General features: G+C 66.3%; 15 protein-coding genes and 1 pseudogene. 4 read left to right on the top strand and 12 right to left on the bottom strand.

The annotated features are described in order from the left end of the window. The 7 genes and pseudogenes from AC1DVT_RS11800 to AC1DVT_RS11770 all read right to left on the bottom strand — a co-directional run. A pseudogene (locus AC1DVT_RS11800) lies at positions 1 to 374 on the bottom strand (hypothetical protein); the annotation flags it as partial. Further along, positions 374 to 2,011, bottom strand: coding sequence for a hypothetical protein (locus AC1DVT_RS11795; RefSeq protein ID WP_477389117.1), 1,638 nt, complete (start codon positions 2,009 to 2,011; stop codon positions 374 to 376). The gene AC1DVT_RS11795 and the pseudogene AC1DVT_RS11800, both read right to left, overlap by 1 nt. Continuing rightward, on the bottom strand, positions 2,011 to 3,504 hold the full coding sequence (locus tag AC1DVT_RS11790) for an SCO6880 family protein (RefSeq protein ID WP_477389115.1): 1,494 nt from the start codon (positions 3,502 to 3,504) through the stop codon (positions 2,011 to 2,013). Before AC1DVT_RS11790 ends, AC1DVT_RS11795 begins: the two co-directional genes overlap by 1 nt. Further along, positions 3,504 to 4,691 (bottom strand): hypothetical protein, encoded by a 1,188-nt coding sequence (locus tag AC1DVT_RS11785; protein ID WP_477389113.1) that lies wholly within the window; start codon positions 4,689 to 4,691, stop codon positions 3,504 to 3,506. Before AC1DVT_RS11785 ends, AC1DVT_RS11790 begins: the two co-directional genes overlap by 1 nt. Positions 4,692 to 4,942: 251 nt before the next feature. Continuing rightward, on the bottom strand, positions 4,943 to 5,242 hold the full coding sequence (locus AC1DVT_RS11780; protein WP_477389111.1) for a hypothetical protein: 300 nt from the start codon (positions 5,240 to 5,242) through the stop codon (positions 4,943 to 4,945). 21 nt (positions 5,243 to 5,263) lie between these two features. Beyond that, a complete protein-coding gene (locus AC1DVT_RS11775) occupies positions 5,264 to 5,881 on the bottom strand; it encodes a M23 family metallopeptidase (RefSeq protein WP_477389109.1) in 618 nt (205 codons plus the stop codon). A gap of 1 nt (position 5,882) precedes the next feature. Continuing rightward, the gene (locus tag AC1DVT_RS11770) at positions 5,883 to 6,566 is read right to left on the bottom strand and encodes a hypothetical protein (RefSeq protein ID WP_477389107.1); all 684 of its coding nucleotides are present in this window, start codon (positions 6,564 to 6,566) and stop codon (positions 5,883 to 5,885) included. A 443-nt stretch (positions 6,567 to 7,009) separates the two neighbouring features. On the opposite strand from AC1DVT_RS11770, the gene AC1DVT_RS11765 reads away from it, so the two are divergent. The 3 genes from AC1DVT_RS11765 to AC1DVT_RS11755 all read left to right on the top strand — a co-directional run bounded on the left by AC1DVT_RS11765 (position 7,010) and on the right by AC1DVT_RS11755 (position 8,978). Further along, the gene (locus AC1DVT_RS11765; protein WP_477389105.1) at positions 7,010 to 7,327 is read left to right on the top strand and encodes a winged helix-turn-helix transcriptional regulator; all 318 of its coding nucleotides are present in this window, start codon (positions 7,010 to 7,012) and stop codon (positions 7,325 to 7,327) included. Between the two features lie 241 nt (positions 7,328 to 7,568). Further along, positions 7,569 to 7,946 (top strand): hypothetical protein, encoded by a 378-nt coding sequence (locus tag AC1DVT_RS11760; RefSeq protein ID WP_477389103.1) that lies wholly within the window; start codon positions 7,569 to 7,571, stop codon positions 7,944 to 7,946. 435 nt (positions 7,947 to 8,381) lie between these two features. Further along, positions 8,382 to 8,978 carry a recombinase family protein gene (locus tag AC1DVT_RS11755; RefSeq protein ID WP_477389101.1) on the top strand — a complete coding sequence of 199 codons (597 nt, stop codon included), beginning with the start codon at positions 8,382 to 8,384 and terminating at the stop codon, positions 8,976 to 8,978. A gap of 130 nt (positions 8,979 to 9,108) precedes the next feature. Here the strand turns inward: AC1DVT_RS11755 and AC1DVT_RS11750 are convergent, their stop codons facing one another. The 5 genes from AC1DVT_RS11750 to AC1DVT_RS11730 all read right to left on the bottom strand — a co-directional run bounded on the left by AC1DVT_RS11750 (position 9,109) and on the right by AC1DVT_RS11730 (position 12,409). Further along, positions 9,109 to 9,399 (bottom strand): hypothetical protein, encoded by a 291-nt coding sequence (locus tag AC1DVT_RS11750; RefSeq protein WP_477389100.1) that lies wholly within the window; start codon positions 9,397 to 9,399, stop codon positions 9,109 to 9,111. 184 nt (positions 9,400 to 9,583) lie between these two features. After that, positions 9,584 to 10,129, bottom strand: coding sequence for an RNA polymerase sigma factor (locus AC1DVT_RS11745; RefSeq protein WP_477389098.1), 546 nt, complete (start codon positions 10,127 to 10,129; stop codon positions 9,584 to 9,586). Further along, the gene (locus AC1DVT_RS11740) at positions 10,126 to 10,716 is read right to left on the bottom strand and encodes a hypothetical protein (RefSeq protein WP_477389096.1); all 591 of its coding nucleotides are present in this window, start codon (positions 10,714 to 10,716) and stop codon (positions 10,126 to 10,128) included. Before AC1DVT_RS11740 ends, AC1DVT_RS11745 begins: the two co-directional genes overlap by 4 nt. Before the next feature lie 227 nt (positions 10,717 to 10,943). Next, positions 10,944 to 11,732, bottom strand: a complete 789-nt coding sequence (locus AC1DVT_RS11735; RefSeq protein ID WP_477389094.1) for a hypothetical protein — start codon at positions 11,730 to 11,732, stop codon at positions 10,944 to 10,946. Between the two features lie 116 nt (positions 11,733 to 11,848). Then, a complete protein-coding gene (locus tag AC1DVT_RS11730) occupies positions 11,849 to 12,409 on the bottom strand; it encodes an RNA polymerase sigma factor (protein WP_477389092.1) in 561 nt (186 codons plus the stop codon). Between the two features lie 304 nt (positions 12,410 to 12,713). Here AC1DVT_RS11730 and AC1DVT_RS11725 point away from each other — a divergent pair. After that, the coding region (locus AC1DVT_RS11725) for a hypothetical protein (protein WP_477389090.1) at positions 12,714 to 13,172 on the top strand (459 nt) is incomplete at its 3' end.

Genomic DNA, 13,172 nt, shown 5'->3' with positions numbered 1-13,172 from the left:
GGTGGAGCGTAGACCGGGCCCGGCCGCGGAGCCGGTTCCCTCACCTCCTCTCCACGCAAAGACTCCGGCACACCCTCCTCCGGCCCCGTCATGACAGGGACCGGAGTGTCGGGGGCGGGTGGGGCGGTGGTGACGGGGCCGAGGGCGCCGTCGGTGCCGATCAGCAGGTGGTGCTCGCCCCGGTCGCCGGAGGTGACCAGTTCCACGGGTGTGCCGGTGCGGCGGGCCTCGTGGGTGGCGCGGCGGACGATCGCCTGCCGGATGTCTTCCCCCTCGGTGGGTTGGATGGGTTCGGCCTGACCGTCGACGGTGACGAATGTCGCGGTGGGTCCGGTGACGGTGGCGAACGCGCGCGGGTGGATGGCAGTGGTCATCACGGCTCCGTTTCCAGCTGGGTGTCAAGCGGGGCAAGCCACCCGTCCACACCCGCGTCACCGGCGGCGGCGTCGGGTGGGAGCAGTTCGGGTGCGAGGGGTTCGGGCCAGTAGCTGTCCAGTTCGTCGGGTTCGATCAGCCGCAGCTCGCCGGGGTCGTCGTCGGCGGGGGAGACGGCGTCGTCGGTTTTGAACAGGTCGTACTCCCAGGGGGTGGAGGTGGCGAAGCAGTCCACCAGGTAGGAGTACTGGCCGACGTAGGCGAGGAACTCGCCGCGCCGCAACTGCCTGGCCATCTCCACGTGCGGTGCCGGGAGGCTCAAGCGCTGGCGGAGGGCTGCCTGTTCCTGGTGGTTGACGCGGAAGATGAACTTGTTCTCGATGTCTCCGACGATCGAATAGGCGAGGGACCGTTCCAGGGAGTCGGCGTCACCGACGGCGTCCAGGTCGCCCATCTTGTGCAGGATGACGATGTTGCTGATCCCGTAGTGGCGGGACAGCTTCAACCACTGCTGGAACATCTGCAGCGACGCCAGAGACGTCATGTCCCGCCAGCCCTCTTCCCGGACCACGTACCGGGTGCGCCGGGCGCCCCGGTCGCTGATCACGGCTTGGATCCAGGCGGTGGAGCACACCTGGGTGAGCTGCGCGGCGAGGTCCCCGCGGGCGAACAGTTCGGACGTGTCGGTGACCACGATGGGGGCGTCCTGGTCGAACTGCACGGTCGATTCGTCTTCGAACAGCCCGGACAGGTCGCCTTCCACGAACCGGCGCAGCACGAACCGGGGCTGCACGGCCCCGTCCGCGGCACCGAATGCGGCATCCGTCTCGCCCGCCAGCCGGCCCAGCTCCTCGTACACTCCGCGCAGGGTCGGCTGGTCGTCGGTGTGGGTGATGCACCGGTCCAGGGCGTCGAGGATCGCGGCATGCTCGACCGCGGTCAGCCGGCCGCCCAGGGTCATCTCGATGATCGCGATCAGGGTGCCGATCCGGCGCTGCTTGACCATCTGCTCGTGCTGCTCGTCGGATGCGTCCGACCGGCGCGGGCCCCTGTCGAGGGGGTTGAGGCGGGCGCCGGTGCCGCCGCCGAGCCGGATCACCCGGCCGCCGGGGATGGCTTCGGCGATCGCCACCCATTCGCCTTTCGGGTCGGAGGGGACCACCACCTGGTGCCCGAACGCGATCGACCGGGTGGTGAGGATCTTGATCGACCCGGACTTCCCCGACCGGTACGCGCCCAGGACGAGGATGTTGGTGCTGAACGTGCCCCGCTCGGACGCGTCCACGTACGACTCCCAGGGGGAGAAGTGCCAGAGCGCGTCGGCGTTCAGGTCGACCCCGATCACCGGACCGCGGTGCCCGAGCCCGGAGTCGGCGACGAACGGGTAGATCCCGGCGATGTGCTGCGACGTCGCCTGATGCGCCGGAATGTCCGCTTTCGCCAGGTTCCAGTACCCGCCCTGCAGGATGCCCGGACCGAACGGTCCCGGCACGGCCGGCTCCGGCAGCGCCCGGTCCTTCCGGGTGGACGGGGTGGGGTGTTCCTCCCGCACGGCCTGGGCGGTCTCCTGGCGGAGGGCGCGTCTCTGCGCCCGGGTGAGGTTCCCGGGGGTGAAAGTGACCGTGTGGCGGGCCATCACTTCATCCCCAGCCCGACCGGCAACGCGTTCACCATCAGCGCTTCCGCCTGCTGGCAGTACAGGATCTGCGCTTCCATCCCGGCCCGGGACAGGGCGTTGCGCATCCCGGCGATCGCCTGGTCCAGGCGTTCCTCATCGGGGGCGCTGACGGTGAGGTAGCCGCCGTACCGGAACTCGCCGTGCCCGTTCGCGATCTCCTGCTCCTGCTGCTCGAGCGCCTTCCAGTCCGCCGCGTCCGCCGCCGACCCGTCCGCCCCCCGCTTCGCGCGGAGCTGCTCGTTGCCGCGCCACACCTTCTTCTCCTCCCGGATCCGTTTGAGCGCTTTGGACACCGGGACCGGGGTGAGCACGATGGAGAAGATGTGGGTGATCGCCTCCCCGGTGTTCGGGTGCCGGGCGAACACGATCGGGGAGAGGAACCCGACCGGGGCGTCGGCGCGCGGCCACTCGTGGATCCACATGGTGGTGTGCACCCCGGAGTCGGTGACGACGACCCCGTTGCGGCCTTTCGGCTCCTCCAGGAACATCGGACCGATCGCGACCGGGTCCACCCCGGTCAGGGCGTCGGGGCGGTTCTGCACGGTCGCGGCGAACTCCGGATCGAACGCCAACCGGCCCAACGCGGCGACATCGCGGGGGGACAGCCAGCGGCGCACCTTGATCTTCGCCGCACTCAACGCGTCCGCCAGATTCCCGGCCTCGATCGCTGCGAGAGCGAGGATCGCGTCCTTCCCGCCGCCGAGGGACTTCAACTGCCCGCCGAGGGCGACCAGGTCCAGGGTGAAGATGATGTAGTTGCGGTGCGCGACCTCGAACCGTTCCGACCGGTCCATCACCTCGTCGTAGTTGCGGGCGACGGGGGAGTCCGGGTCGAGCTGGCGGACCCGGCGGACCGTGTCGTAATGCTCCCGGGCGGCACGGATCGTGGTCGGCAGGGTGCGCTCCTGCAGGGTGACCCGTTTGATGCCGGGGCGTTGCGTGAACGGGCCGAGCACCCGATCGAACTGCTCCGCCAGGTCGAACCGTTCCGGGGTGTCGTGCATCAGAAACCCCTGCACCTCCAACTCCGCCAGCACCGACACCGACCGGTCGTGCGGGTTGTACACGCACGCCACCCCGTCGACATCCCACAGTTGGATCGACGCGCGCGTCCCCGGCAGATTCAGGGTGCCGGCGAGCTGGGTGCGTTCCGGCCGGTACACGTTCGTAGTAGCCCCGGCGGCGTGGCGGACCTGCTTCATCAGCCACAGGCCGGCCATCTTCGGCGTGGACACCCCATGGATGCTGGTCAGCGCGGTCACCCCGAACCCGAGATAGATCGGTGCCGCGTACAGCAGCCCGAGCGGGCCGAACCGGTTCACCGCGATCAGCAGCACCAGCGCGGCGGCGGTCACGAACGTCAGCTGCCACGGGTCCAGCCCCATCACCACTCCCTGCCGGGACCGACGCGGCAAACGAACAGGACGGGCGTAGTCAGGTGTGGTGGTCATCAGGACCTCCTCTGAGTGGGGCTACCCACGGGGGTGGACGGCGGCTTCGGCGGGCCAGATTGCGTCTGGGCCGTGGGCGTGGGCGACCCCGATGAGGGGCCGGGACGGGATTGCGCGGGGACGGATGCGCCCCGCGGGGTGGTCGACGACCGTGTCGTCGCAGGTGTCAGCTTCGGTCCACCTGGGGCGCCGCCGCTGGGGCGTACTCCGGCGGGGAGGCCGGCGACACGGGTGGGAATACTGACCGCGGACCGGGCCGCTCCGGTCGCCATGCGTCCGCCCTGCGATCCGATCCGGGACCCGACCCCGTCCGCCGCCACGGCGCCGACGAAGCTGAACAGCCCGAAGATCGCGAACGGGGCGAACGCCACCAACGCCAGCCCGACCAGCAGCGGCCAGGACTGCGGATCCCAGATCGTCTTCACCGTCGCGAGCCCGTTGATGATCAACGTCACGAACCCGATCGTCAGCGGGCCGGTCAGCAGCAGCACGACCACGGCGGAGACGTAGCGGACCACCCACTGGGGCCCAATGCCACGGACCGGGAACAGCATCCACGCCACCGGGCCGACCGCGATCAGCGCCGCGAGGACGATGTTGCGGAACGCGAACACCAGCATCAGCAGCAGCATCCCGATCATCAGCAGCCCATGGATGAGGAACGCGAAGAAGTAGTTCGCCTGACCGCCCGCCCACATCACCGACTGCAACGTGGAGAACAGGCCCAGCGGGCCATTGCGGTTCATGATGTACCAGGTCATGTCATCGACCGCGTTGAGCAGATGCCCGGTCAGCCACAACGAGATCGGCACCAAGGCCACCGCGAGGAACGACCGGACGAACGCTCCGATCAGTTCCCCGCGGTCACCGGAGACGACTGCGGCCGCGATCGCCCACACCATGGCACAGAACGTGATGACCAGGATCGCCCACTGCCAGAATGACCACTCCCCGACCGCGGCCGACCACAGCACCGAGCTGGTATCGAACCGCATGTTCGCGGCAACGACGTACATCATCCCGGTCGCGGAAATCGCCATCCCGCGGCCCGCGTTCTCGAACGTGACACACACGACGTCCCCCAGGCTGCACCCGTACTCGACGAGGAGGGCACGCCCACCAGCTGCCTGAATCGCCTGAGTGTGCCCCTCGAACGTCGTGCAGACAGTGGCTCTCTGACCATCCACGACCACGCCAACAAAGCATCGCTGGGCCGTCACGTTCTTGGGATCTGACGGGGTGCACGTCACCTGCCCGCTCGCGCTCTCGCAATCGACGGGGTAGTTCGGAGCAGACCAAGACTCACCCGATACCGCCTCCATCGAAGCCACGGGTGTAGCGGTGGGGATCGATGTCGTAGCCGATGCCGGCGCGAGCGCACTCAAGGCCAGGGCGGCGCCGATGGCCGTCCCGATGATGAGGGCGCGCAGGTGGTGCATCAGAAGCCGAAGTCGAAGTTCACGAACCAGGCGAACAGGCCGCTGGCGGCGCCGAGCACCGCGGCCGCGATGAAGATCCACATGATGTTCTCGCCAGCCCAGGACCGCATCCGTTCGGGGGCGAGGCCCCGGAACGCGAGGGATGCGCCGGCGATGATCAGCATGATCAGCACGACGAGCATCGCGGCGGCCAGGATGTAGGACGCGATGACCTGGAAGCCCTGGAAGAACGGGGCGGAGAAGTCCKGTTCAATCGGGGGCACCTCCACATCGGTGAGGACGGTGAGGGGATGTCTCATGCTGCGCTCCTTGCTGTGTGGCTATCTGAGGGGGAGGCCGAGGGCGGCCATGAACGGCTCCGGATCTACCGGAGTTCCGGACTTCTGGAGTTCGAAGTGGAGGTGGCAGCCGAACGACTTGCCGGTATTGCCTTCGGCGCCAAGGGCCGTGCCTGCTGTCACCGATTGACCGACGGTGACGCGGAGCGAGGACCACCGCATGTGCCCGTAGAGGGTGACCAGGTTGTCGCCATGGTCGATGCGGACCGCGTTCCCGTACCCCTGGTAGGGACCGGCGGTGATGACCGTGCCCGAGCTGGCCGCGAAGACCGTGGCACCGCACCCTTGGGCCATGTCGTAGCCCATGTGGTTCGTGGAGCAGTAGCTGCACCCGACGACGGGGTGGTAGCCGAACCCGCGACCCGTGGAGTACGGACCCGCGAGCGGGTACCCCCAGGCTCCGCTGGCCGCGGGTGGAGCGCCGTTCGTGGTCGTGAGCGCGGCGCTTGCGGCGCTTCCGGCGATCACGAACGGGATGGCAAGGAGTGGGGTGATCACGATCGCGATCAAGAGCAGGAGGGCGAAGATCACCCCGGTCACGATCTTCCGACCAGTCCTCGTGTTGGCGAGGGCTGCGGCGGCGGCGACCGGGGCACCCATGTCAGGGCTCCAACGGCTCCGTGAAGTACCGGACCACCTTGCAATCGCCGGCTTGCTGCGCCGTGTTCGGGGTCGGGACCGACCCCTCCCCGCACAGCACCTGCACGCTCACCCGGACGTTCTCCTCATACGATGTCTCCCCGTCACCACCATCAGACCGGGTATTGGTCAGGGTGATGTCGCCCGTGCCGATCGACATGTCGCCCGAGGGATCCTCCGTCACCGGAACGAAGACGAGATCGCCCGTCACCACCGCGACGACGCGACCGTCCTCGGCGGCGAGGGAATCCCACTCCTCCTGTGGAAGAACGACCCCCTGCCGCAACTCCACCTGCGAGGCGGCCATCGCCGCTTGCTGGTCTGCTTCTGAGGCATAACGCGTGTCCGGGGTGAACCAGGTATCCAGGTAGGTGAGCCAGTCATCCCGGGAGCTCTTGGTGGTGTCGAAGGTTGATGCCGCCGCCAGTGCGGCGCGGATGTATGTCTCGGGATCGGTGGTGATCGGTTCCGGCACCCAGCCCTGCGCCGTGACGCTCGGGTCGACGAACTCACCCTCACCGCCAGCGGAGCCAGGTGGCGTGGGGCTTCCGGAAGCAGACGTGGTCGCTGGCGTTGGAGTTGCTGTCGGCGACGGTTGCCCGGCAAGCGGGACCACGATGATCGCGACGATGCCTGCGATCAGCACGAGGCCACCGAGGATCGCCCAGAACAGCCCGCCCCGACGAGAACGCTGCGTCGTCACCACTGTCGGCCCTCCTGATCGATCAGGACGGCACCCGTGCGCGGACAGGTCGACACTCGCAAAGGTCGCCGTGCGGGCATCCTACGCACAACTATGGCTCGTGCTAAACGATCGGAAACATAATTGTGAGTAAGTCCATCCGAAGGTGCGCCTGGGGAGGAGAGGACGCGGCCGCTGGGACGCTCGGCGCAATATAGTCGCGTCAAACCGGACAAATCCATTAGAGGTGCGTGAGAAATGGCGGCCACGGTCGGGCACGATACCGACTCGCTCCGTGCTCGCTCCCCACTCATGACCCATACTGTATAGCCGTATGGGTGCGTTGTAAACAGCTAAGCCGGATAGTTTTCCTCGACGGGAACGAAGCGCTGCGGAACAATGGGTAGATGCCCCGACTTGCGCAGCCCGCTGGATCAGACGACGCACAGGAGCCTGTCGCGATCCTCGGGAACCTGGTCAAGGCCGGGATCCTCCGCGTCCTGCGCACCAACCCGGATGTCACGATCGGCCCGCTCTGCGACGCCCTCGAGCTCGGCCCATCAACGGTCCAGCCCTACCTCGCGGAACTCGAGACGGCAGGGATCGTCATCGCCGATCCACCGATGGGAGAGGGTCGAAAAGGCTCCTGGGTCAAGTACCGGGTCAACAACGAAGCGGTGACCGACCTCTACCTGCGACTCGGCCTCGCGATCGGAGAGTTCTAGCTGATCTCAGTGCTCACGCCGGCCGTGTCTGTAGTCAGGAGTATCCCTTATCCATGGAGGCAGGGAGATACCGATGAGCGACTGGACGTCTCCGCTCGGCTGGCTGTTAGCCGGGGCGAGCATCGGGGTTGTGGCGTTTCTCACCGGACGTCAGTTATGGCGCCGGCATGGCCGTAGGTCGGCGAGTCTCGACGGTGTCAAGATCGAAGTACACGGCGTCCATCCGGTCGAGGATCTCGTCATGGAAAATCTGTGGCGGGTCACGATCTCCATGACCAACCGGTCGCGCACGCCTCGCCCGCTTCCTACTCTCGCGTCGAGATCGACGATCGCCGCCGGCAAGAAGCGGTACCTCGCATCGGTGGTCCTTGAACGCGACATCACCGAACTGAGCCCAGACGACGTCGCGATCGCATGGGTTGAGGCAACGTTGCCGGCCAGCGCAACTCCACGCTCCCTCGCACTGGCAGAGCTCCGCCTCCACGGCGCCCCTCGGCACGTGAGTCTGCGCATCCTTCCGCGATCGACCGCCGCCGGGCTGGCACCCGTCACCGTGATGGGCCGCTTCCGGGTCGCGACGAGTGAAGATCCGGTGCCCGACATTCGCGCTGACTGCTGACGGGCCCGCGGCGGCGGAAACTGCACGGCTGGCCGTCTCCAACTGGTCCCGACACGCGTTCAGAGCGTCGCGCATTGCATTCTCTACTTTGCGCTCATTCCGCTTGTCGGAGGCAGCCAGATCGCGACAGCGTCGAACCCTCGCGGTGAGCAATGGCTCAGGCCCTCGTCGTGGCTTGTGGTGCTTCGGCGTCAGTGCGTATGACGTCCCCGAGTGCGACCGGATCGCGGGCAGGTCTTGCGGGAATGTCGCGAATCAGCGCCTGCTCCGCAGAACCGATAGTCAGCCCTCGCACACCCCTGCAGGAGGGTCAAGGTCGCGATCGATGGCTTCCCCTGGCCCTAGCTTTCGGAGACCGTTTGCTTGCCTGGTCAGTCGACCGCGGTGGAGTGATTGCATCTAGCCCGAGCGCGGCCGCAAGAGAAGTCTTCCGCCATGAATGAATTTCTGATCGGATACGCTCGCGTCTCCACATTTGAACAAGATCTGACAGCCCAGCGAATCGCTTTGGAGCGTCTCGGCGTCGACCCGGCATACATCTTTACCGATCATGGGCTGACCGGCACTAATCGTGCGCGACCTGGCCTCCGGGAGGCGATGGCCGCTTGCCGGAATGGCGACACGCTCGTTGTGGCGAAGCTCGATCGTCTGGCGCGATCTCTGCGTGACGCCAAGGACATCGTCGACGAGTTGACGGCGAAGCATGTGAAGCTCAGCATCGGCGGGTCCGTGCACGATCCGCTCGATCCGGTGGGCCGGCTGTTGTTCAACGTCCTCGCGATGGTCGCCGAGTTCGAGTCCGACTTAATCCGAGCCCGAACCCGCGAAGGGATGCAGGTCGCCAAGGCCAAGGGACGACTTCGTGGGAAGCAACCCAAACTCTCGATCCTTCAGCAACGCCACCTTATGGAGGTCTACAACGCCGGTACCCATTCGACAGCTGAGCTTGCTGAACTGTTCAACGTCGCCCGCTCGACTATCTACCGCACTATCCAGCGACAAGAGCGCGCAACAGTTAGCGGGCGTGACTAGAGACGGTTCCGCGACTCAAGCGGTCGCGTTGATGGACGGACCTACGGTCGGGTGAGCAGCGGTCCACGTCCGGTGCGCACTTTCGCATCAGCAGGCTCCACGTCGGATTCGTGCGATCCGGAGCGGCTGGTCAGCCGGGGATCGCTGCCACGAGCACGGCGGTGACCCATAGCCCTGCCAGACCCATGAGCCCCAGCACCACGGCGACTGTTCCCATGACACGGACAGACCGCGATGACTTATCGTCGACCGCAAGAAGGCTGCCAGCTCCCAGGAGAATCGCGACGGTGCCCGTGAGACCGACGATGACCATGCCGACGACGCCCGGCACAAGCCATGCCGCAATACTCACCGCCCCGACCGCGAGAGCCATCACGGGAAGGGTTGGGGTCGAACGCCGAGGTCCGGCTATGGCTGTCATGGATCCGACGCTAGCGGTATCCGCAACTTCCTCGGTAGGGCATCTACGTCGCCCCGGGCCGGTCCGCTTGCGGACGAGAGTTGTCGCGTTCAGCGACCGGCGAGTGAAGTCCTAGACCATGTCCGGCTGGGCGCTAACTTGCGGTACCACTATGTGGATGGGTTCAGTCGGTGGCAGCGTGATATCAGATGGACGCGGCTCGTACATCGTCAGGTCCCTTCTCCGCGCACTCGATCTCCTCGAGTGCTACGCGCAATTGCTGTTTCGCGCGCGACAACCGCGAGCGAGCTGTCGACGGATTGATGCCCAGAACGGATGCTGCCTCGTGGGATGCTAGGCCGTCCCAATAGGTGAGGCGGACCAGTTCTGCATCCTCGTCTAGGAGCCGGTCGAGGGCGTCGCGGACCTCGATTGCGGTGTCATCCCATGCGGGTGGGGTCAATGTCCGCATGTCACTCACCAGCCGCTCAACCGCGGCAGAACGACGGGCCAGTGTGCGCCGGGAGTCTCGCAGAACGTTGTGCGCGGCAGCGAACAGCCACATCCGGCCCTCCGTGGGGTCCTTCGGCACTCGGCGTCTCAACTTCCAGGCCGTGAGCAGCAATTCACCGAGCGCCTCCGCTGCATCGGAGTCGTTTAGGAGGCGGCGCTGGAAGTATCGCAGCAGGTCGTCCGCATTGAGTCGAACGAGTTCGTGGATGTGCGCATCGCTGTCGCGCGCGGGGCTCACTGGCAGCCCTGCGCCTGGTAGAACAAGCTCACGGAGACCTGGTCTCCCGAGGTGGTTAGGCCGCGGTCCTTCAGTTCGGTGAACATGAGGTTGGTCACAGTCATGAAGACCGCGGACTGGGCAATTTCTTGCGGGGTTTGGTGCAGGATTCCGGGACCACCGTCATCGAGCGGCTGGTCGTTCTCTGCTTCGAGTTCCGCCACCGCCTCTGAGATGTCGAGCGTGTCGAGGTCGAGCCCCGCGACGATCTCCCGGGCAACAACAACAACCTCTGCGTCCGCGGCCACTCCTTCTGGCTTCACGACGAGGCCGGCGAAGCACGTCTGACCGTTCGGGCCAGGGAACTGGTACACGTTATCGGCTGTCCAACCCCAGGGCGTCTGCAGACCGTTGCCGGCGATCGCGACGGTTCCTCCGCCCACGAGGACGACGGAAGCGGCGACGCTAGCTGTCCAGATACGAAGCTTGCGCCGACGTCGGTGGCGCGCCTCGCGGAGAATGCGGGCTCCGTGGTCAGGAAGCCCCATCGGGCTGGATACGCGCGGTGCCGCTGCACGGATGCGGGTGTCGAGGTCGAAGTCATTCATGTGGGTGTCGCCTTCCTGGAGCCCTTCACCCTGTACATGGCCGCAGACCGCGCAACTGTCCACGGAGGCTCGAAGTTCTTTCTGGGCATCGAATGCCCGCTTGACCCAATTGTCATTCGACCCTGCGACGTTGATCGATCGGCACCGGATGCGTCTGCGTGACCAACCGTCGGGGTGAGCGATCCGCCTCTGCTCGAGTTGCCGCGTGGAGCGACCGTGAACTGGTGTTAGCCGCCGACGTGGAATGTGCCGATTTGGGTGGTTCCGTCGGATTCGAATACGGGGAGGTCCCAYCCGTTCGGGTACTTCTGGTCGCGTTCTTCCTGCCAGGCGAGAGCTTCGTCTGGGTTGGAGGGCGGGGTTGCRTGGTCGGGTGAGAAGGAGTTCAGGGCGGTTGCATGCACGTATCCCTGAAGGGSGTTTCCGTCCGCTGCGGTGGTCTCGACGAGGATCAGGTCGGGTTGTCCTTGGTCGGACGCTCCCGAACCGTAGGTTTCGCCGTGTTCATTCACTCCGAGCAGCGTGGGTACGTAGTTGACGTACTGCATTGTCACGCTCGCTGTCGCTTTGCCCTSCGGGTTCACGAAGAGAGTCGTGGTGGATWCGTCAAGTGGGAGGTCCAGCCACGCCGTCCCCGAGGCGGWTCCCGCGTCGGTGGCGGTGCAGGAACTGGCGGGGTTGTTTCCACTGGGGTCTGTTCCCCAGACGATTTTTCCTACGGTCAGGCAGGTGACGGTGACCCGCACATGGGTGGCCTCGTTGGGCCGGTTCGTCAGTGGTAGCTCGATCGGGGATGTCACCGTAAGAGAGGTGGGGTCACCGACGACGGTGATCACCGGCTGTCCCGGGATGACGCCTTGGGGGGCAACAACCGGATCGGTCAGCGCAGGTGTGGGCTGGCCGGCGGGCTGTTCGATGACGATCCCGTTGCCAGCCGGGTGCGTCTCCGGGCCGGGAGAGGGCCAGTTGTCTGTCGCAGCGAAAGCGGCCGCGGACACACCGGCACCCGCGATCACTCCSACAGCCACCAGGCCAGCGGCCCACSCCAYGCSGGCGCGGGGRSGRGAGGAKGCGACATGYGCGATCAAGCCGGCGCGRATSGCGTCAGACCTGCTCGGGGTGGATGGGATTGTCATGGTGTTTCCCCTTCCGTGATGGGAGCAAGCGAGCTCGAAAGCCGCTGCCGRAGTCGTGAGAGCCGCATCTTCGCCGCTGATTCGGAGACGCCCAGCGCGGCGGCCGCTTCGCGGATCGTGAACCCCTCCAGAGAGGTCATCGCCAACAGGCGGGCATCTGCCGGACGCGCATCGGCCAGCAAACCGCGCAGTCGCCCCAACTGTGAGTTATCGAACTCCGCGAACTGATCGGCATGATCCGGCGCGTGCTCTGGCTCTGGAAGGGACGCCAAGAACGCGCGGTAGCGACGATTAGCGCGTTGCGCGTTGCGGTGGACGTTTTGCGCGGTCACTATCAACCACGGCAACAGCGACCCGTCCACGAATCGCACATCACCTCGACGCCGCCACAACTCGAGAAACGTCACAGCCGCCAAGTCGTCTGCGTCTACGAGATTGCTGCCACTGAGACGCAGGTGCCGGATAACGCGGTCGCGATGCCGATCCCAGATCAGTCCGTAGTCGCGGGCGTTGCCCGCGACTACGCGCTGCCACACCACTTCGTCAGAGTCGCCCACACTTCATAGTGTCCGCAGCACCCCAAAAGGTCACACTTCCACCGGGGTGCTCGGAAAACTCCACGGCCGGAGTGCGGGTCATGAGATTTGCCGGCGCCGCTGCAGGACCGGCATCGGAAACGCACGACTCGCGGGATGGCGGGTAGCGCACGGGAGCTAATCTCGTGAGACGATGCCGCCGATGGACACCGAGATCGCTGACGAGCTTCAGACTCTTCGTTCCCGCGCGTACGGTCCTTCGGCGGACATTGAAACGGACTCGGCCGCGCTACGGCGTCTTCGTGAGCTGGAAGGGCTCATCAAAGTGCCCGCACCCATCTCGCGAGACACGTCTGCGGCAGTCGGCTCCTCGCATGCCGCCGAGAATCAGGGACTCGCTGAGGCGCCGGACGCCGCGGCTCAGGCGAGCGAACATGACAGCACGGCCGCCCCCGATCCTGACGACTCGCAAACCTCCGATCCCGATGAACCTGTCCCCGATCCGTCGGCTGACGCCAACGGTGAGCCCCGGCGGCTGTCGTGGCGTGTTCGACTGGTGTGGGCGGCCTCGATTGTCGCGGCGGCGGGCATAGCAACTGCCCTCACCTACGGGCTGCTCGCCTTGTCCCCCGTTTCGGCGTCAAGCGGCGCTCCCCAGATCGCAACGCTGCGTCCCGCACCGCGAGTCGAAGTCCCTCCCGGCTGGTTCGGCGCAGGACCAAGCTCCCGCGCGTGGGAGTTTCACGGGCTGACCCTGTTCGAGACCTCCAACGGAATGCTCGGA

This window comes from Microbacterium sp. P2_F9 (genome assembly GCF_056403635.1).
This window is presented reverse-complemented; position numbering and strand designations above follow the sequence as displayed.

Bases quoted from the DNA above. Each gene is read 5' to 3' on its own strand.
- AC1DVT_RS11790 (WP_477389115.1), bottom strand. From the start codon at position 3,504: ATGACCACCACACCTGACTACGCCCGTCCTGTTCGTTTGCCGCGTCGG.
- AC1DVT_RS11740 (WP_477389096.1), bottom strand. From the start codon at position 10,716: ATGAATGACTTCGACCTCGACACCCGCATCCGTGCAGCGGCACCGCGC.
- AC1DVT_RS11750 (WP_477389100.1), bottom strand. From the start codon at position 9,399: ATGACAGCCATAGCCGGACCTCGGCGTTCGACCCCAACCCTTCCCGTG.
- AC1DVT_RS11755 (WP_477389101.1), top strand. From the start codon at position 8,382: ATGAATGAATTTCTGATCGGATACGCTCGCGTCTCCACATTTGAACAA.
- AC1DVT_RS11775 (WP_477389109.1), bottom strand. From the start codon at position 5,881: ATGGGTGCCCCGGTCGCCGCCGCCGCAGCCCTCGCCAACACGAGGACT.
- AC1DVT_RS11795 (WP_477389117.1), bottom strand. From the start codon at position 2,011: ATGGCCCGCCACACGGTCACTTTCACCCCCGGGAACCTCACCCGGGCG.
- AC1DVT_RS11760 (WP_477389103.1), top strand. From the start codon at position 7,569: ATGGAAAATCTGTGGCGGGTCACGATCTCCATGACCAACCGGTCGCGC.
- AC1DVT_RS11765 (WP_477389105.1), top strand. From the start codon at position 7,010: ATGCCCCGACTTGCGCAGCCCGCTGGATCAGACGACGCACAGGAGCCT.